Annotated in this window: 11 protein-coding genes; 5 read left to right on the plus strand and 6 right to left on the minus strand. The window is 53.2% G+C overall.

The window, feature by feature from the left end; translation table 11 throughout:
- Positions 1–178 precede the first annotated feature (178 nt).
- From ACLGE8_RS21090 to pncB, 4 genes are all read right to left on the minus strand, one after another.
- Positions 179–1,369 (minus strand): amino acid aminotransferase, encoded by a 1,191-nt coding sequence (locus ACLGE8_RS21090; protein ID WP_411001002.1) that lies wholly within the window; start codon positions 1,367–1,369, stop codon positions 179–181.
- 184 nt (positions 1,370–1,553) lie between these two features.
- Positions 1,554–2,672 (minus strand): porin, encoded by a 1,119-nt coding sequence (locus tag ACLGE8_RS21095; RefSeq protein ID WP_411001004.1) that lies wholly within the window; start codon positions 2,670–2,672, stop codon positions 1,554–1,556.
- Between the two features lie 609 nt (positions 2,673–3,281).
- Positions 3,282–4,682 (minus strand): asparagine--tRNA ligase, encoded by a 1,401-nt coding sequence (gene asnS, locus ACLGE8_RS21100; protein WP_185666551.1) that lies wholly within the window; start codon positions 4,680–4,682, stop codon positions 3,282–3,284.
- A gap of 165 nt (positions 4,683–4,847) precedes the next feature.
- A complete protein-coding gene (pncB, locus tag ACLGE8_RS21105) occupies positions 4,848–6,050 on the minus strand; it encodes a nicotinate phosphoribosyltransferase (protein ID WP_411001006.1) in 1,203 nt (400 codons plus the stop codon).
- A 264-nt stretch (positions 6,051–6,314) separates the two neighbouring features.
- Here pncB and pepN point away from each other — a divergent pair, with 264 nt between their 5' ends.
- Positions 6,315–8,927: an aminopeptidase N gene (gene pepN, locus ACLGE8_RS21110; RefSeq protein WP_411001008.1), complete on the plus strand. Its 2,613-nt coding sequence runs from the start codon at positions 6,315–6,317 to the stop codon at positions 8,925–8,927.
- A gap of 130 nt (positions 8,928–9,057) precedes the next feature.
- Here the strand turns inward: pepN and ssuE are convergent, their stop codons facing one another.
- On the minus strand, positions 9,058–9,633 hold the full coding sequence (gene ssuE / locus ACLGE8_RS21115) for an NADPH-dependent FMN reductase (RefSeq protein WP_411001010.1): 576 nt from the start codon (positions 9,631–9,633) through the stop codon (positions 9,058–9,060).
- A 251-nt stretch (positions 9,634–9,884) separates the two neighbouring features.
- Between ssuE and pyrD the strand changes: the two genes are divergently transcribed.
- Positions 9,885–10,895 carry a quinone-dependent dihydroorotate dehydrogenase gene (gene pyrD / locus ACLGE8_RS21120; protein WP_411001012.1) on the plus strand — a complete coding sequence of 337 codons (1,011 nt, stop codon included), beginning with the start codon at positions 9,885–9,887 and terminating at the stop codon, positions 10,893–10,895.
- A gap of 164 nt (positions 10,896–11,059) precedes the next feature.
- Positions 11,060–11,602 carry a cell division protein ZapC gene (gene zapC / locus ACLGE8_RS21125; protein ID WP_333499404.1) on the plus strand — a complete coding sequence of 181 codons (543 nt, stop codon included), beginning with the start codon at positions 11,060–11,062 and terminating at the stop codon, positions 11,600–11,602.
- Here zapC and ACLGE8_RS21130 read toward each other — a convergent pair.
- Positions 11,599–12,708: a YcbX family protein gene (locus ACLGE8_RS21130; RefSeq protein WP_411001014.1), complete on the minus strand. Its 1,110-nt coding sequence runs from the start codon at positions 12,706–12,708 to the stop codon at positions 11,599–11,601. The two genes, zapC and ACLGE8_RS21130, sit on opposite strands and share 4 nt — an antisense overlap.
- A gap of 98 nt (positions 12,709–12,806) precedes the next feature.
- Between ACLGE8_RS21130 and rlmKL the strand changes: the two genes are divergently transcribed.
- Positions 12,807–14,912, plus strand: a complete 2,106-nt coding sequence (gene rlmKL / locus ACLGE8_RS21135; protein ID WP_411001016.1) for a bifunctional 23S rRNA (guanine(2069)-N(7))-methyltransferase RlmK/23S rRNA (guanine(2445)-N(2))-methyltransferase RlmL — start codon at positions 12,807–12,809, stop codon at positions 14,910–14,912.
- 12 nt (positions 14,913–14,924) lie between these two features.
- Entirely contained in the window at positions 14,925–16,832 is a 1,908-nt protein-coding gene (locus ACLGE8_RS21140; protein WP_411001018.1) for an ABC transporter ATP-binding protein, read from the plus strand.
- The last annotated feature ends 11 nt before the right edge of the window (positions 16,833–16,843 follow it).

Genomic DNA, 16,843 nt, shown 5'->3' on the forward strand with positions numbered 1-16,843 from the left:
GAGAATAATCACGTTGGGTGCGTTTGAACTCAGTCATCATCACGTTCTCCGGATTTAAGTCAGGAACGTGTCAACGCTATTCAGGACGGGTCAAAGAAAATAAAAAAGGCCGCATTAGCGGCCTTTTTTATTTTCACCCGGAGTCGGCGCTACGCGCCTCGTCCGGGTTACTTGAATATTACAGTACGGCGACGATAGCTTCGCACAGCGGCGCCATGTTGTCTGGGGTCATCCCGGCAACGTTAATACGGCCAGAGGCCACAGCATAAACGCCGAACTCTTCGCGCAGACGCAGAACCTGTTCTTTGGTCAGGCCGCTGAAGGAGAACATACCGTTCTGTTTTGTGATAAAGCTGAAGTCACGGTTAGCACCTTTTTCCTGCAGCGTATTCACAAACAGCAGACGCATGCGCTGGATGCGCTGGCGCATATCGGTCAGCTCTTGTTCCCAGATAGCACGCAGAGCGTCGTTGCTAAGGATAGTCGCTACGACGGATGCACCGTGTGCCGGCGGGTTAGAGTAGTTGGCGCGGATAACGGCTTTCATCTGGCTGAAGGCGCGGTCGGCGGTATCGGTGTCGGCGGTCACCAGCGTACAGGCACCCACGCGCTCGTTATAAAGGCCAAAGTTCTTGGAGAAGGAGCTCGCCACAATCAGCTCTTTGTGCAGCGCAGCAAAGGCACGCAAGCCTTCCGCATCTTCTTCCAGACCGCGGGCGAAGCCCTGGTACGCGAAGTCAAACAGTGGCAGCCAGCCTTTCTCAACGGAGAGCTGTGCCAGCTGTTGCCACTGCTCTAGCGTAGGGTCAATGCCGGTTGGGTTATGGCAGCAGCCGTGGAACAGCACCACGTCACCCGCCTGAGCGTCGTTCAGGCTTGCCAGCAGCGCGTCGAAGTCCAGCGCGTGCTTTTCAGCGCTGTAGTAGTTGTATTCTCGTACTTCGAGGCCCGCAGCACCAAAGACGCTTTTGTGGTTCGGCCAGCTTGGATTGCTGACCCAAACGCGCTTCACGTCGGTGTTTTTAGCAAGGAAGTCCGCCGCGACGCGCAGAGCGCCGGTGCCGCCAGGCGTTTGCGCGGTGCGAGCACGCTTATCGCTAACGATAGGGCTACCTTTGCCAAACAGCAGTTCCTGCGTGCAGCGACCGAATTCAGGAATACCATCAATGCCGAGATAGTTTTTGGTGGTCTCATTTTCCAGCAGATACTGTTCAGCTTTTTTTACGCTGGTCAGAACCGGGGTCTTACCGGTTTCATCTTTATATACACCAATCCCGAGATTGATTTTACCCGGGCGGTCGTCGGCGCGAAACAGATCGGCCAGGCCCAGAATCGGGTCGGCAGGGGCGGCTGTAATGTTCTCAAACATGACGAGGTTCCATTTATTAGTTCGGGGGAAATCCGCTATCAGGTTAACGGCAGATTTACAAAATGCCAACCGTTAGAGACTAAAAGCGCGAAGGTTTTCAAAAGTTACGATCTTCATCTTAGGAACGTAAAAAAGCAGGACCGAAGTCCTGCTTTATAGGCATATAACGAGGAGGGTATGCTGATTAGAACTGATAAGTTGCCATCAGTGCCATCATGTCGTCGTTGCCGTTGATACCGCCAACAACTTGCGTGTAGTTGTCGTTTTTGTTCAACAGGTTGAAGTAGTAGTCTACTGCTACGTTGAAGTTTTTGTTGAAGTAGTAGGTTGCGCCCAGCTGGATGAATTTAGCCAGGTCTGCATCGCCACCAGCAAAGGTGCCTTTAGCATTCGTCACAGGACCCAGGTCTTTACCTTTGGTCTGAACGTAGGAGATTGCTGGACGCAGGCCGAAGTCGAACTGGTACTGAGCAACGATTTCGAAGTTCTGGGTTTTGTTAGCAAAACCAGCGTCACCGTCGATACCGGTACGAGTCATGTTACGGGTTTCAGCATAGGTGGTTGCCAGGTAGACGTTGTTCGCGTCGTATTTAGCACCGATACCCCATGCTTCAGCTTTGTCGCCTACGTTGTCCTGCAGTTTCTGGTGACCAGTACGGCCAGAGTTGCTGTAAGAACCGATCAGGCCGAAACCTTCGCCGAAATCATAGCCCAGAGAGTAACCAACGCCTTCGCCGTTAGAAGTTTTAACGTCGTCACGGTCGTTTTTACCCTGGTACTGGATGCCCATGCTCAGGCCGTCAACCAGACCGAAGAAATCGCTGTTGCGGTAGGTCAGCAGACCGGTACCACGGCTGGTCATGTAGTTGTCAACGTAGTTGCCGCCCCAGGTCATACCGGAGAAGGATGGCGCCATATCGGTGAAGGATTCTACGTCGTAAACGATACCGTAGTTACGGCCGTAGCTGATGCTGCCAGCGTCGCCAGCTTTCAGACCTGCGAAGGCCAGACGGTTTTTGTTTGAAGCGGAGGTACCTTCAGCACCGTTCGCCATGAAGCGGTATTCCCACTGACCAAAACCAACCAGTTGGTCATTGATCTGAGTTTCGCCTTTGAAACCGAGCTGAGCATAGGTGCTGTCGGAGTTTTTAGTGTCGCCGCTGGTGACGAAGTCACGCTCAGCGTTCACTTTACCGTACAGATCCAGCTTGTTGCCGTCTTTGTTATAGATTTCGGCTGCGTTTGCTGCGCCAGCTACCAGCAGGGCAGGGATTACCACTGCCAGGATATTACGCTTCATCATTATTTATTACCCTCATTAGGTTTTTTTTATAGACACTCGCCACTGCCGCCAATTACTTCCGTCAATAAAAATTTACGGAACTATTGATGATAGTTTGGTGTCTTTATGTGTCTGAGAGGCATCTTTCCATTCCAAACGCGCTTTAGCCACTCTGAAAATGCTACAAACATCAAGAATGAGTAACTAAAAGAAATAATGTGTAACATAGTGTGAATTTTAAGGAACTTTGTGAACTATCTCAAAATTCTGACATAGGTGCGGGTTAATTGAACGACCACTTATCTATCAATATGAATTTCTTATCTTTTATTTGTATAACGCCTTTTCTTATCGCTAATGCCCCAGAGACAAATTTTTCGCTATGACCTTCTTTAGCCATCCGGATAGCCGTGTGCCTGCTTAAAAAATATGCTATGGAATTAGTGAAATCTGATCTGCAAAAACATTGTGGTTATTTTTTGTACTTAGTTGTTGCGATGAAATGTGCTGTAACAAAGGTCGCGGTGGAGGGGGTTGATGTTTAAGTTTGTTAAATTAAAAAAAAGATTTCTTTACGCTGGCGGAAAAAAAAAGGCCAGCGCTGAGGCTGGCCTTGAAGAGGCGATAAACTTAGAAGGTAGCGTTACGCGGTGTTCTTGGGAACGGGATCACGTCACGGACGTTCTGCACGCCGGTAACGTAAGCGATCAGACGTTCGAAGCCCAGACCAAAACCGGAATGTGGCACGGTGCCGTAACGACGCAGATCGCGATACCACCAGTAGTCTTCTTTATTAAGACCCATTTCCGCCATACGCGCATCCAGAACGTCCAGACGCTCTTCACGCTGGGAGCCGCCGATGATTTCACCAATGCCAGGCGCCAGAACGTCCATTGCGGCAACGGTTTTACCATCTTCGTTAAGACGCATATAGAACGCCTTGATCTCTTTCGGGTAGTTTTTCACAACGACCGGCGCTTTGAAATGCTCTTCGGCCAGGTAGCGTTCGTGTTCAGAAGAGAGATCCACGCCCCAGTAAACTGGGTTTTCGAACTGCTTGCCGCAGTTTTCCAGGATGGTAACGGCGTCGGTGTAATCGACCTGCGCGAAATCAGCGGTCACGAAACGTTCCAGACGATCGATAGCATCTTTATCTACGCGCTCAGCGAAGAACTTCATGTCGTCCGCACGTTCGGTCAGCACGGCTTTGAAGACGTACTTCAGCATAGCTTCTGCCAGACGGGCGTTATCTTCCAGATCGGCAAACGCCACTTCTGGTTCCAGCATCCAGAACTCCGCCAGGTGACGGCTGGTGTTGGAGTTTTCAGCACGGAAGGTTGGGCCGAAGGTGTAGATTTTCGACAGCGCACAGGCATAGGTTTCACCGTTCAGCTGGCCGGAAACGGTCAGGAAGGCTTCTTTGCCGAAGAAATCTTTGTCGTAATCAACTTTGCCCTGATCGTTGCGCGGCAGGTTTTCCATATCCAGCGTGGAAACGCGGAACATTTCACCAGCGCCTTCGGTATCGGAAGCGGTAATCAGCGGGGTAGAAACCCAGAAGAAACCCTGCTCATCGAAGAAACGATGCAGCGCCTGCGCCAGCGTATGACGTACGCGTGCAACCGCACCAATCAGGTTGGTACGTGGACGCATATGCGCTACTTCACGCAGATACTCAATGCTGTGGCGTTTTGCCGCCATCGGGTAGGTGTCCGGATCTTCAACCCAGCCGGTCACTTCAATGCTGGAAGCCTGAATTTCAAAGCTCTGGCCCTGACCTTGAGAGGCGACGATCTTACCGGTGACAATCACGGAGCAGCCGGTGGTCAGACGCAGCACTTCCTGATTGTAATTGGGCAGAGAATTATTAATAACGGCCTGTACAGGATCAAAGCAGGAACCGTCATAGACGGCGAGGAAGGAAAAGCCAGCTTTTGAATCTCGGCGGGTACGTACCCAGCCGCGCACGGTGACTTCGCTGTCAACGGCTACGCGGCCCTGGAGTACGTCGGCTACAGGCACAACGCTCATAATAGTCTCTCTATTCGTAGTCCAATAAAAAAATCGTTTCCCCGGAACGGCGGGGGATATCTATGTTACCTGTCATCTTCTATCAGACAAGCAGAATTAGCATGGAGAAGGGGTGTTTTAAGAAATAATTAAATAAGAAGGGAGCCATTTGGCTCCCTTTGGTGATTAACTGGCCTTTTTGATCTGCGGAAGATCAAATGCTTTACGTAAAGCGCGAACAAACGCTTTATCGTGACAGATAGTTTTACCCGGGCTGTCGGAGAGTTTTGCTACCGGCTTACCGTTACACTCAACCAGCTTGATAACGATATTCAGCGGTTTAACCTGCGGAATATCGCAGGTTAAACGCGTACCGATACCGAAGCTCAAATTAATGCGCGACGAGAAGTGACGATAAAGCTCAACGGCTTTCGTTAAGTCGAGGTTATCGGAGAACACCAGTACTTTACTCAGCGGGTTGATGCCCAGCTTTTTATAGTGGTTGATGGCTTTCTCGCCCCATTCAAACGGGTCGCCCGAGTCATGGCGCAATCCCTGATAGCGGTTAGCGAATTCGGGACCAAAATCACGCAGGAAGGCATCCATGGTAATACAGTCGGTCAACGCAATGCCGAGCTGTTCTGGATACTCTTCAAGCCACGCGGCCAACGCAGCGCGCTGGCTGGTGGCAAGATCGGGGCTGATTTGCTGATGTGCCTGGAACCATTCGTGCGCCTGTGTCCCCATTGGGGTGAGCGACAAACGGCGCGCCAGATCGTAATTGCTGGTACCGGTAAACCAGGGCTCCTGCTGCAGTCGGCTAACAATCGCCTCCTGTACTTCGCGGGAAAAGCGGCGACGGGTACCAAAATCCATCAACTTGAAAGCGGACATATCGATGTCGGCGGTCAACTGGTTAAAGTCGACCAGCTTACGCTCCAGCATGTCCAGCGCCTGCGGCACACCGTTTTCCGGCGAACGGTAGCGATGAACCAGTTCGCTAATTACCGCCAGCAGCGGAACTTCCCACATGATCACTTCGCGCCACGGGCCTTCAAGGCGAATATTGAGCTTGCCCTTATCGTTGGTGACGGTGACCTGCTGCGGGTCGTAGCGAAAATCGCGCAGCCAGTTCAGGTAATCTTGTTTAAAGAAAGGAAGGCCGGAGAGCCAGTGGTACTCGTCATCCTGCAGGGTGAGTGAACGCATGGCTTCGACTTGTTCGCGAATAGCGTCAGCATAAATGCCCAGCAGATCGTCCCCACGGCAGCGGAATTCAGCCGCTACGTTTACGTCGTAGTAGTGGTGAAACACGGCCTGCTGCATATGCAGTTTGTAGGCATCTGTGTCTAGCAGCGAGTGCAGCACAGGAGAAGCGAATTGTGTCATGGTGAGCAGTAGCATCCTCTCACAGGAGCGTTTAGTACAATAAACAACAGGGGAGAATCGCTGGAGTATACCTTGTTTATCGATTTATTGAACCCCGATCACACCATAAGGCACGAAGAGTCACCATGGCGTTTTGTGCGGTGTGTTACGCAAATGTATCATTTTTCCCTATTTGACTGGAAAAGATGAAGATTCTGCGTAGCGCGTTTAACACAACAGGAATAGACTGGAGGTGACATTTACAAAAGATGCTAAAGGTTTTTTATGACACAACAGCCCCAAGCCAAGTACCGCCACGACTACCGTGCGCCGGACTACCTGATTAGTGATATTGACCTGGCCTTTGACCTGGATGCCGCAAAAACCATCGTGACCGCGGAAAGCCAGGTTTCCCGCCACGCAGCGTCTGATGTACCGCTACGTCTGAACGGTGAAGATTTAACCCTTATCTCTCTTCACGTTAACGGCGAGCCGTGGGACAACTATAAAGAAGAAGAGAACTATCTGGTTATTGCTGGCCTGCCAGAACGTTTCACCCTGAAGATTGTGAATGAAATCAGCCCAGCGGCGAATACGGCGTTAGAAGGGCTGTATCAGTCCGGCGAAGCGCTCTGCACTCAGTGTGAAGCGGAAGGCTTCCGTCACATTACCTGGTATCTTGACCGCCCGGACGTGCTGGCCCGCTTCACCACCAAAATTACCGCTGATAAAACCAAATATCCGTTCCTGCTCTCTAACGGCAACCGCATTGCCGAGGGTGAGCTGGAAAATGGTCGTCACTGGGTACAGTGGCAGGACCCATTCCCGAAACCATGTTACCTGTTTGCGCTGGTCGCCGGTGATTTCGACGTCCTGCGTGATACCTTCAAAACCCGCTCCGGCCGTGAAGTAGCGCTGGAACTGTTCGTTGACCGCGGCAACCTTGACCGCGCGCCGTGGGCGATGACTTCGCTAAAAAACTCGATGAAGTGGGACGAAGATCGTTTCGGCCTCGAGTACGACCTCGACATCTATATGATTGTCGCCGTCGACTTCTTCAATATGGGCGCGATGGAGAACAAAGGACTGAACGTCTTTAACTCCAAATACGTGCTGGCCCGTACCGATACCGCCACGGATAAAGACTATCTCGACATTGAGCGCGTGATTGGCCACGAGTATTTCCATAACTGGACCGGTAACCGCGTCACCTGCCGCGACTGGTTCCAGTTGAGCCTGAAAGAGGGCTTAACCGTTTTCCGTGACCAGGAGTTCAGCTCTGATTTAGGCTCGCGCGCCGTAAACCGCATCAGCAACGTGCGTACCATGCGCGGCCTGCAGTTTGCGGAAGATGCAAGCCCAATGGCACACCCTATCCGTCCGGATAAAGTTATTGAAATGAATAACTTCTATACCTTGACGGTGTACGAGAAAGGGGCGGAAGTTATCCGCATGCTGCACACTCTGCTGGGTGAAACCAACTTCCAGAAAGGCATGCAGCTGTACTTCGAACGTCATGACGGCAGCGCTGCGACCTGCGATGATTTTGTGCAGGCGATGGAAGATGCGTCCAACGTTGACCTGTCCCATTTCCGCCGCTGGTATAGCCAGGCCGGTACGCCGATTGTCAGTGTGCATGACGACTACAACCCGGAAACCGAGCAGTACACCTTAACCATTCGTCAGCGTACGCCGGCGACTGCCGAGCAGGATGAAAAATTCCCGCTGCATATTCCGTTCGACATCGAGCTGTACGATAACGAAGGTAAGGTGATCCCGCTGCAGAAAGACGGGCATCCGGTGCATCATGTGCTGAACGTGACCCAGGCAGAGCAGACCTTTGTTTTCGATAACGTCTACTTCCAGCCGGTACCGTCGCTGCTGCGCGAGTTCTCGGCGCCGGTGAAGCTGGAATATAAATGGAGCGACCAGCAACTGACGTTCCTGATGCGTCACGCGCGCAATGACTTCTCTCGCTGGGATGCGGCGCAAAGCCTGCTGGCGACCTATATCAAGCTGAACGTTGCGCGTCATCAGCAGGGCCAACCGCTGTCGCTACCGGTCCACGTGGCCGATGCGTTCCGCGCGATCCTGCTGGATGAGCACATCGACCCGGCGCTGGCGGCTGAGATCCTGACGCTGCCATCAGCGAGCGAAATTGCTGAGCTGTTTGAGATTATCGATCCTATCGCTATCGCTGCGGTGCGTGAAGCGCTGACCCGTACGCTGGCGACTGAACTGGCCGACGAATGTCTGGCGGTTTATAACGCCAACAAGCTCGATAGCTATCGCGTAGAGCATGCCGACATTGGTAAGCGTTCGCTGCGTAATACCTGCCTGCGTTACCTGGCGTTTGGCGACCGTGAGCTTGGCGATAAGCTGGTGAGCGATCAGTACCATCATGCCGATAACATGACGGATGCGCTGGCGGCGCTGTCTGCTGCCGTGGCGGCTGAACTGCCATGCCGCGACGCGCTGATGCAAGAGTACGATGACAAATGGCATCATGACGGCCTGGTGATGGATAAATGGCTGATTCTGCAAGCGACAAGCCCGGCAGATGACGTGCTGGCAACGGTACGTAAGCTGTTGAACCACCGTTCATTTAGCATGAATAACCCGAACCGTATTCGCTCGCTGATTGGCGCCTTTGCCGGCAGCAACCCGGCGGCGTTCCATGCGGCAGATGGCAGCGGCTATCAGTTCCTGGTAGAAATGCTCACCGTACTGAACAGCAAAAACCCGCAGGTGGCTTCGCGTCTGATTGAGCCGCTGATCCGTCTGAAACGCTATGATGTTAAGCGTCAGGCATTAATGCGTGCCGCGCTGGAGCAACTGAAAGGGCTGGAAAATCTCTCTGGCGATCTGTACGAGAAGATTGCTAAAGCATTAGCTTAACCAGTAGCCCGGACGAGGCGTAAGCCGACTCCGGGAAATTCGGTAGCAATCCCGGCGTCGCGTTTGTACGGCCGGGTTACATTGATGCAAACAAAAACGCCGCTGGGTCTTCCCTGCGGCGTTTTTTTTATCAAACATGTTCGGTGATTCGCACGGAACTGAACGTGGGAACCTGGATATCCCGCCGATGCAGCGCCTGCCAGAATGTCTCCAGCGCGCTGTCCAGACGGTTGTGCAGATTCGGGCTGAACTGCGGCTTATGTTGATAATCGGTCACCTGGCTATCGTCGGCAAACACGCCCTGCAGGATCTCCTGGGCCTTCAGCGCATTCAACACCGGTTTCAGTGCGTAATCCACTGCCAGCATATGCGCCACCGTGCCGCCGGTTGCTAGCGGCAGTACGACTTTGCCTTCCAGCGCACGCTCGGGCAGCAGATCCAGTAGTGCTTTTAATGCGCCAGCGAAAGAGGCTTTATAGACCGGCGTGGCGATAATCAAGCCGTCGGCGTGTGCCAACTGCTCGGTCAAGGTTTGCAGCGCAGGGCTGTCGAAGCGGGCGTGAAACAGATCTTCGGGGTCGAAGTTCTGCAAATGCCAATGGAAAACTTCAACGTCGGCGGCAGAGAGTTTTTCCCGAGCGTACTCCAGCAGGGCGCTGGAGCGAGAAGGAAAACGGGGGCTGCCTGCTAAAGTAATGACGCGCATGGTCTCTCCTTATAACTAAAAACAAACATTAATCTAAAATTGATAACATTTGCATCAGTGTGTCAGAGAGGAATCCGCGGGCGAAATACTTTTTCTGATGATGGATTACCAGAAAATGCATATGCGGAGTGCGGGGGAGGTTGAATAGAAGGAAAACGATTGCGCTTTTTTTGCCACAGGTCAATTCCATTTCTGAGCGTTATCGCACATAATACGCCCCCGGTTTGCACACCGGGAATCCAGGAGAGTTCATGTACTATCCCTTCGTTCGTAAAGCACTTTTTCAGCTCGATCCAGAGCGCGCTCATGAATTAACGTTTCAACAATTACGTCGCGTCACCGGCACTCCGCTGGAAGCACTCGTGCGTCAAAAAGTGCCGGAAAAACCGGTCACCTGCATGGGGCTGACGTTTAAAAATCCACTGGGTCTGGCCGCCGGTCTGGATAAAGACGGCGAATGCATCGATGCCTTAGGGGCGATGGGATTCGGCTCTATTGAGATTGGCACCGTCACGCCGCGTCCGCAGCCGGGTAACGACAAGCCGCGCTTGTTCCGCCTGGTCGATGCCGAAGGGTTGATCAACCGTATGGGCTTCAATAACCATGGCGTTGATAACCTGGTCGAGAACGTAAAAAAAGCGCATTTCGACGGGATCCTGGGGATTAATATCGGTAAAAATAAAGATACCCCGGTTGAGCAGGGAAAAGATGACTATCTGATTTGTATGGAAAAAATCTACGCCTATGCCGGTTATATTGCGATTAATATCTCCTCGCCAAATACCCCAGGCCTGCGTACGTTGCAATATGGCGATGCGTTAGACGATCTCCTTTCCGGTATTAAAAATAAACAATCTGAACTTCAAGAAAAGCACCATAAATATGTTCCAGTGGCGGTGAAGATCGCTCCGGATCTATCTCATGAAGAGTTGATCCAGGTTGCCGACAGTTTAGTTCGCCATAATATTGATGGGGTGATTGCGACCAATACCACATTGGATCGTTCTCTGGTTCAGGGGATGAAAAATTGCGATGAAATGGGTGGCTTAAGCGGTCGTCCATTACAATTAAAAAGCACCGAAATTATTCGTATGCTGTCAGCCGAATTAAAAGGTCAATTACCGATTATTGGCGTTGGCGGTATCGACTCGGTGATTGCGGCGCGTGAAAAGATGGCAGCTGGTGCCTCTCTGGTGCAGATCTATTCCGGGTTTATTTTTAAAGGCCCGCCGCTGATTAAAGAAATCGTTACCCACATCTAGTATTTTTCCTGATAATGTGATCCAGGGCTTTATTTCCAGCCCTGGTTGCATTATATTCCCGTATTGTTGCTTATTTAAACATATTGGTCTTTTATTATTTAAGGCTAAGTAACGCAACGGAAGAATGGGCAATGCATTGGATGCGAATATGACGGGGGAGTAAAATGCGAATTAAACCTGATGATAACTGGCGTTGGTATTATGATGAAGAGCACGATCGAATGATGCTCGATTTAGCCAATGGTATGTTGTTTCGTTCGCGTTTTGCTCGCCGAATGTTAACCCCTGATGCTTTTGCGCCAACCGGGTTTTGCGTTGACGATGCCGCGCTTTATTTCTCTTTTGAAGAGAAATGTCGTGATCTTGTGCTTTCAAAAGAACATCGTGCTGAGCTGATTCTTAACGCCCTTGTCGCCATTCGCTTCCTCAAACCGCAAATGCCGAAAAGCTGGCATTTCCGCGCGCACGAAGAGAGCTGGTCTCCGGTAACCGGCGATGCGGCGGCCGTGTGGCTGAGCGACGATGATAGCCAGGTTAATTTGCTGGTAGTAGAGCCGGGTGAAAATGCAGCCCTTTGCCTGCTGGCTCAGCCGGGTTTGGTATTGGCCGGGCGCACTATGCAGCTTGGCGATCCTATCAAAGTGATGAACGACAGGCTGCAACCTCAGCCGGGGCTGGACGGTTACAGCCTTGAGCAGGCGGTTTAAAGCTTCAGCTTTAGCGCCGTTTTCGGAACGCAGCTACAGCTGAGAATCGTACCATCGTCAGCTATCGCACTCTTTTTCAGCGGGCTCACTTCACCATCCAATAGCGTCACACGACAGCTGCCGCAGATGCCTGCACGGCAGGAGTAGGGAACGCGAATGCCTTGCTGCTCCAGCTGTTCCAGCAAAATCTGCTGATTATTCCCGGTAAAGCGACTGCCTTCCCAGTCAATTTCTACGAGCGCATCCTGCTGTGTTTGCGGAGCCAGCGCTTCGTCGGTTTTCCCCGCACCGTACATGATGGCCGGGCCGATGGTAAGAATTTCTACTTCATCACCCACGCGAACCACGCCGCTATTGCGGGCAATCAGGTTCTGACCGAAATCCACGTCGCCGTTGGCGGGGTTGGTACGAAACGACTGTAGCGTGCTCAGCGGTTCTGCCGCCGGATGCTTTTGCCCTTTTTCCGGGCTGATGGTTGTAAAGATGCAGCGGCTGCACGGCTTTACGACATCGAAGATGACGTCGCCAATGCGCAGCGTTTTCCAGCTGTCTTCTTCCCAGGCTTGTGCACCGGTCACCACCAGGTTAGGGCGGAACTGCTCCATGCGAACGCTGGCGCGGCAGCGCTGCTGTAGGTCGCGCAGCGAGGCTTCGTTGGTCAGCAGGAAGGGAAAACCATCGGCGAATGAGAGCGGCACCGCGTCGTGACGCTTAACGCGGCGGGTAAGATCATCACCCAGCCAGCGAAGTTGAACGTCGCGCTTAAAGAACGGCGTCAGCCACTGATTGATGGCGTCGGGTGCGATACGCGAGGTAAAATGGTTGCCCCATACTTCGGTTGGCGACGGCTGACCGACGAAATCCGCAAAACGGACTAACGCACTGCTGCCGTCGGGCGCGGTGAGGTGTAAACCATCGTGAAGGACCGCAGGGGTAAAACGCACCATCGCCGGGAACTGTCGGGCGGTAATAAAGGTGCCATCAGGCTCGGTGATCATGAAAATGCGGTCAAATGCCATCCCGCTAATATCGGCAAAGGCGTGCGTAAGCCCGATGCCGCGCATGGATTTCACCGGATGTATAAAAAGCCGCGATAATGTAGCCACAACGCTGTCCCTGAGTCGAAAATAAGCCTTTAACTTTATGACATGGGGCGCAGATTGGCTATAATGCGCAACAATTTTCTGCGAGTAAAAGTGACGATATGAATTCTCTGTTTGCCAGTACGGCCCGTGGGCTGGAAGAGCTGTTAAAAACTGAACTGGAAGGCCTGGGCGCCCAAGAGTGCCAGATTGCCCAGGGCGGCGTCCATTTCCAGGGCGACACGCAGCTTCTGTACAAAAGCCTGATGTGGAGCCGCCTGGCGTCGCGCATCATGATGCCGCTGGGAGAATGTAGCGTCTGGAGCGATCTCGATCTTTATCTCGGCGTGCAGGCTATCGACTGGACCTCGATCTTCACCCCTGATGCCACCTTTGCGGTTAGCTTTGGCGGCCTGAACGATAGCATCCGTAACAGCCAGTACGGTGCGTTGAAGGTAAAAGATGCGATCGTCGATGCCTTTACGCGTAAAAATCTGCCGCGTCCAAACGTCGATCGTGACAATCCGGATCTGCGCATTAACGTCCGTCTCAACAAAGAGACCGCCTATATTTCTCTCGATCTGAGCGGCGAAGGCCTGCACCTGCGCGGCTACCGCGATCGTACCGGTATGGCGCCAATCAAAGAGAACCTGGCGGCGGCTATCGTCATGCGTTCCGGCTGGGTGCCGGGCACGCCGCTGCTCGACCCTATGTGTGGTTCCGGCACGCTGCTGATTGAAGCGGCAATGTGGGCCACCGACCGTGCACCAGGGCTGCACCGCGGCCACTGGGGCTTCAGCGGCTGGGCGCAGCATGACGATGCAGTATGGAAAGAAGTCAAAGCCGACGCGCAGACCCGCGCTCGTGCTGGTCTTGCCGCCTATGAATCCCGCTTCTTTGGCTCTGACGTCGACAGCCGAGTGGTTGAGCTGGCGCGCAGTAACGCCCGTCGTGCAGGTATTGGCGAACTTATCACCTTCGAGGTGAAAGACGTGGCGCAGCTGACCAACCCGCTGCCGAAAGGTCCTTACGGTACCGTTATCAGCAACCCGCCGTACGGCGAACGTCTGGAAAGCGAACCGGCGTTGATTGCAATGCACAGCCTGCTCGGCCGCAATATGAAAAACCAGTTTGGCGGCTGGAATTTGTCGCTGTTTAGCGCCTCTCCGGAGCTGTTAAGCTGCTTGCAGCTGCGCGCCGAGCGTCAGTTTAAAGCGAAAAACGGCCCGCTGGACTGCGTACAGAAAAACTATCATCTGGCTGAAACCACCGGCGAGAAACCTGCTTCTCTGGCAGAAGATTTCGCCAACCGTCTGCGTAAGAATCTGAAGAAATTCGAGAAATGGGCCAAACAGGAAGGGATTGAATGTTACCGTCTGTACGACGCTGACCTGCCGGAATACAACGTGGCCGTTGACCGCTACGCCGACTGGGTCGTGGTGCAGGAATATGCGCCGCCGAAAACCGTTGATGCTAATAAAGCACGTCAGCGTCTGTTTGATATTATCGCCGCGACCATCGCCGTACTCGGTATTGCACCGAACAAGCTGGTGCTGAAAACCCGTGAGCGTCAGAAGGGCAAAAACCAGTATCAGAAAATGAACGAGAAGGGCGACTTCATGGAAGTGAGCGAATACAACGCACGCCTGTGGGTCAACCTGACCGATTACCTCGATACCGGCCTGTTCCTTGACCACCGCATCGCCCGTCGTATGCTGGGTGAGATGAGCAAAGGCAAAGACTTCCTGAACCTGTTCTCCTACACCGGCAGCGCCAGCGTGCACGCGGGCTTGGGCGGCGCGCGTTCGACCACCACCGTGGATATGTCACGTACCTATCTGGAGTGGGCGGAACGTAACCTGCGCCTTAACGGCTTAACCGGCCGCGCGCATCGCCTGATGCAGGCGGACGTGCTGGCATGGCTGCGCGATACCGACGAACAGTTCGATGTGATCTTTATCGATCCGCCAACTTTCTCGAACTCCAAGCGTATGGAAGATGCGTTTGACGTTCAGCGCGATCACCTGCGTCTGATGAAAGATCTGAAACGCCTGCTGCGTAAAGGCGGCACCATCATGTTCTCCAACAACAAACGCGGTTTCCGTATGGACCACGACGGCCTGGCTGAACTGGGACTGAAAGCACAAGATATTACCCAAAAAACACAGTCTCAGGATTTTGCCCGTAACCGTCAGATCCACAACTGCTGGCTGATTACCGCAGCCTGAAAGGAATAAAGAATGTCATTAATTAGTATGCACGGTGCCTGGCTGTCGTTCAGCGATGCGCCGCTTCTTGATAATGCAGAACTGCATATTGAGGATAACGAGCGCGTCTGTCTGGTCGGCCGTAACGGCGCGGGCAAATCGACGCTGATGAAGATCCTCAACCGTGAGCAGGGTCTCGACGACGGTCGCATTATTTACGAACAGGATCTGGTTGTGGCGCGTCTGCAGCAGGATCCACCGCGTAACGTGCAGGGCAGCGTCTACGATTTCGTGGCGGAAGGTATCGAAGAGCAGGCGGTTTATCTCAAACGCTATCACGATATCTCGCACCTGGTGATGACCGACCCAAGCGATAAAAATCTGCAGGAGCTGGCGAAGGTTCAGGAACAGCTGGATCACCACGGCCTGTGGCAGCTGGAAAACCGTATCAACGAAGTACTGGCGCAGCTGGGTCTGGAGCCGGATATGGAGCTGGCGGCGCTGTCCGGCGGTTGGCTGCGTAAAGCGGCGCTGGGTCGTGCGCTGGTGAGCGCGCCGCGCGTGCTGCTGCTCGACGAACCGACGAACCACCTGGATATTGAAACGATCGACTGGCTGGAAGGTTTCCTGAAAACCTTCAAAGGCACGATTATCTTTATCTCCCACGACCGTTCCTTCATCCGCAATATGGCGACCCGTATTGTCGACCTCGACCGCGGCAAGCTGGTGACCTATCCGGGTAACTACGACCAGTACCTGCTGGAGAAAGAAGAAGCGCTGCGCGTGGAAGATCTGCAAAACGCCGAGTTTGACCGCAAGCTGGCACAGGAAGAGGTCTGGATCCGTCAGGGCATCAAAGCGCGTCGTACCCGTAACGAAGGCCGTGTTCGCGCCCTGAAAGCGATGCGTAATGAACGCAGCGCTCGCCGTGAAGTGATGGGCAGCGCGAAGATGCAGGTAGAAGAAGCATCCCGCTCCGGCAAAATCGTCTTTGAGATGGAAGACGTTAACTACCAGGTTAACGGCAAAGTGCTGGTGAAAGACTTCTCCGCGCAGGTTCAGCGTGGTGACAAGATTGCGCTGATCGGCGCTAACGGCTGCGGTAAAACCACGCTGCTGAAGCTGATGTTAGGTCAACTGGAAGCGGACAGTGGGCGTATCCACGTCGGCACCAAGCTGGAAGTGGCCTACTTCGATCAGCACCGCGCTGAACTGGACCCGGACAAAACGGTGATGGACAACCTCGCCGAAGGGAAGCAGGAAGTGATGGTTAACGGTAAGCCGCGCCACGTGCTGGGCTATCTGCAGGACTTCTTGTTCCATCCGAAGCGCGCAATGACTCCGGTTCGCGCGCTGTCCGGCGGGGAACGTAACCGTCTGCTGCTGGCAAGACTGTTCCTGAAACCAAGTAACCTGTTGATTCTCGATGAACCAACCAATGACCTGGATGTCGAAACGCTCGAGTTGCTTGAAGAGCTCATCGACGGCTATCAGGGCACCGTGATGTTGGTCAGCCACGATCGTCAGTTTGTTGATAACACCGTCACTGAATGCTGGATCTTCGAAGGCGAAGGGCGCATTGGTCAATATGTCGGTGGCTATCACGACGCGCGCGGCCAACAATCGCAGTCGCGGGCGCAAAAACAGACAAATGATAAAAAAACTGCGGAAGTGGTTCAGCCAAAAGCAGAAACTGTCAAACGAGCAAGCGGCAAACTAAGCTATAACCTGCAGCGCGAACTGGAGCAGTTGCCGCAGAAGCTGGAAACGCTGGAAGCGAATCTGGAAATGTTACAGGCTCAGGTTGCCGATGCATCGTTCTTCAGCCAGCCTCACGACCATACGCAAAAGGTGCTGGCCGATTTGGCTCAGGCTGAGCAGGCGCTGGAAGAAGCGTTTGAACGGTGGGAATATCTGGAAGCGTTAAAAAACGGCGCCTGATTGAGGAGTTT

It is taken from the genome of Kluyvera sp. 142486 (assembly GCF_046569695.1).
In the GTDB taxonomy this organism is placed as follows: Bacteria; Pseudomonadota; Gammaproteobacteria; order Enterobacterales; family Enterobacteriaceae; genus Kluyvera.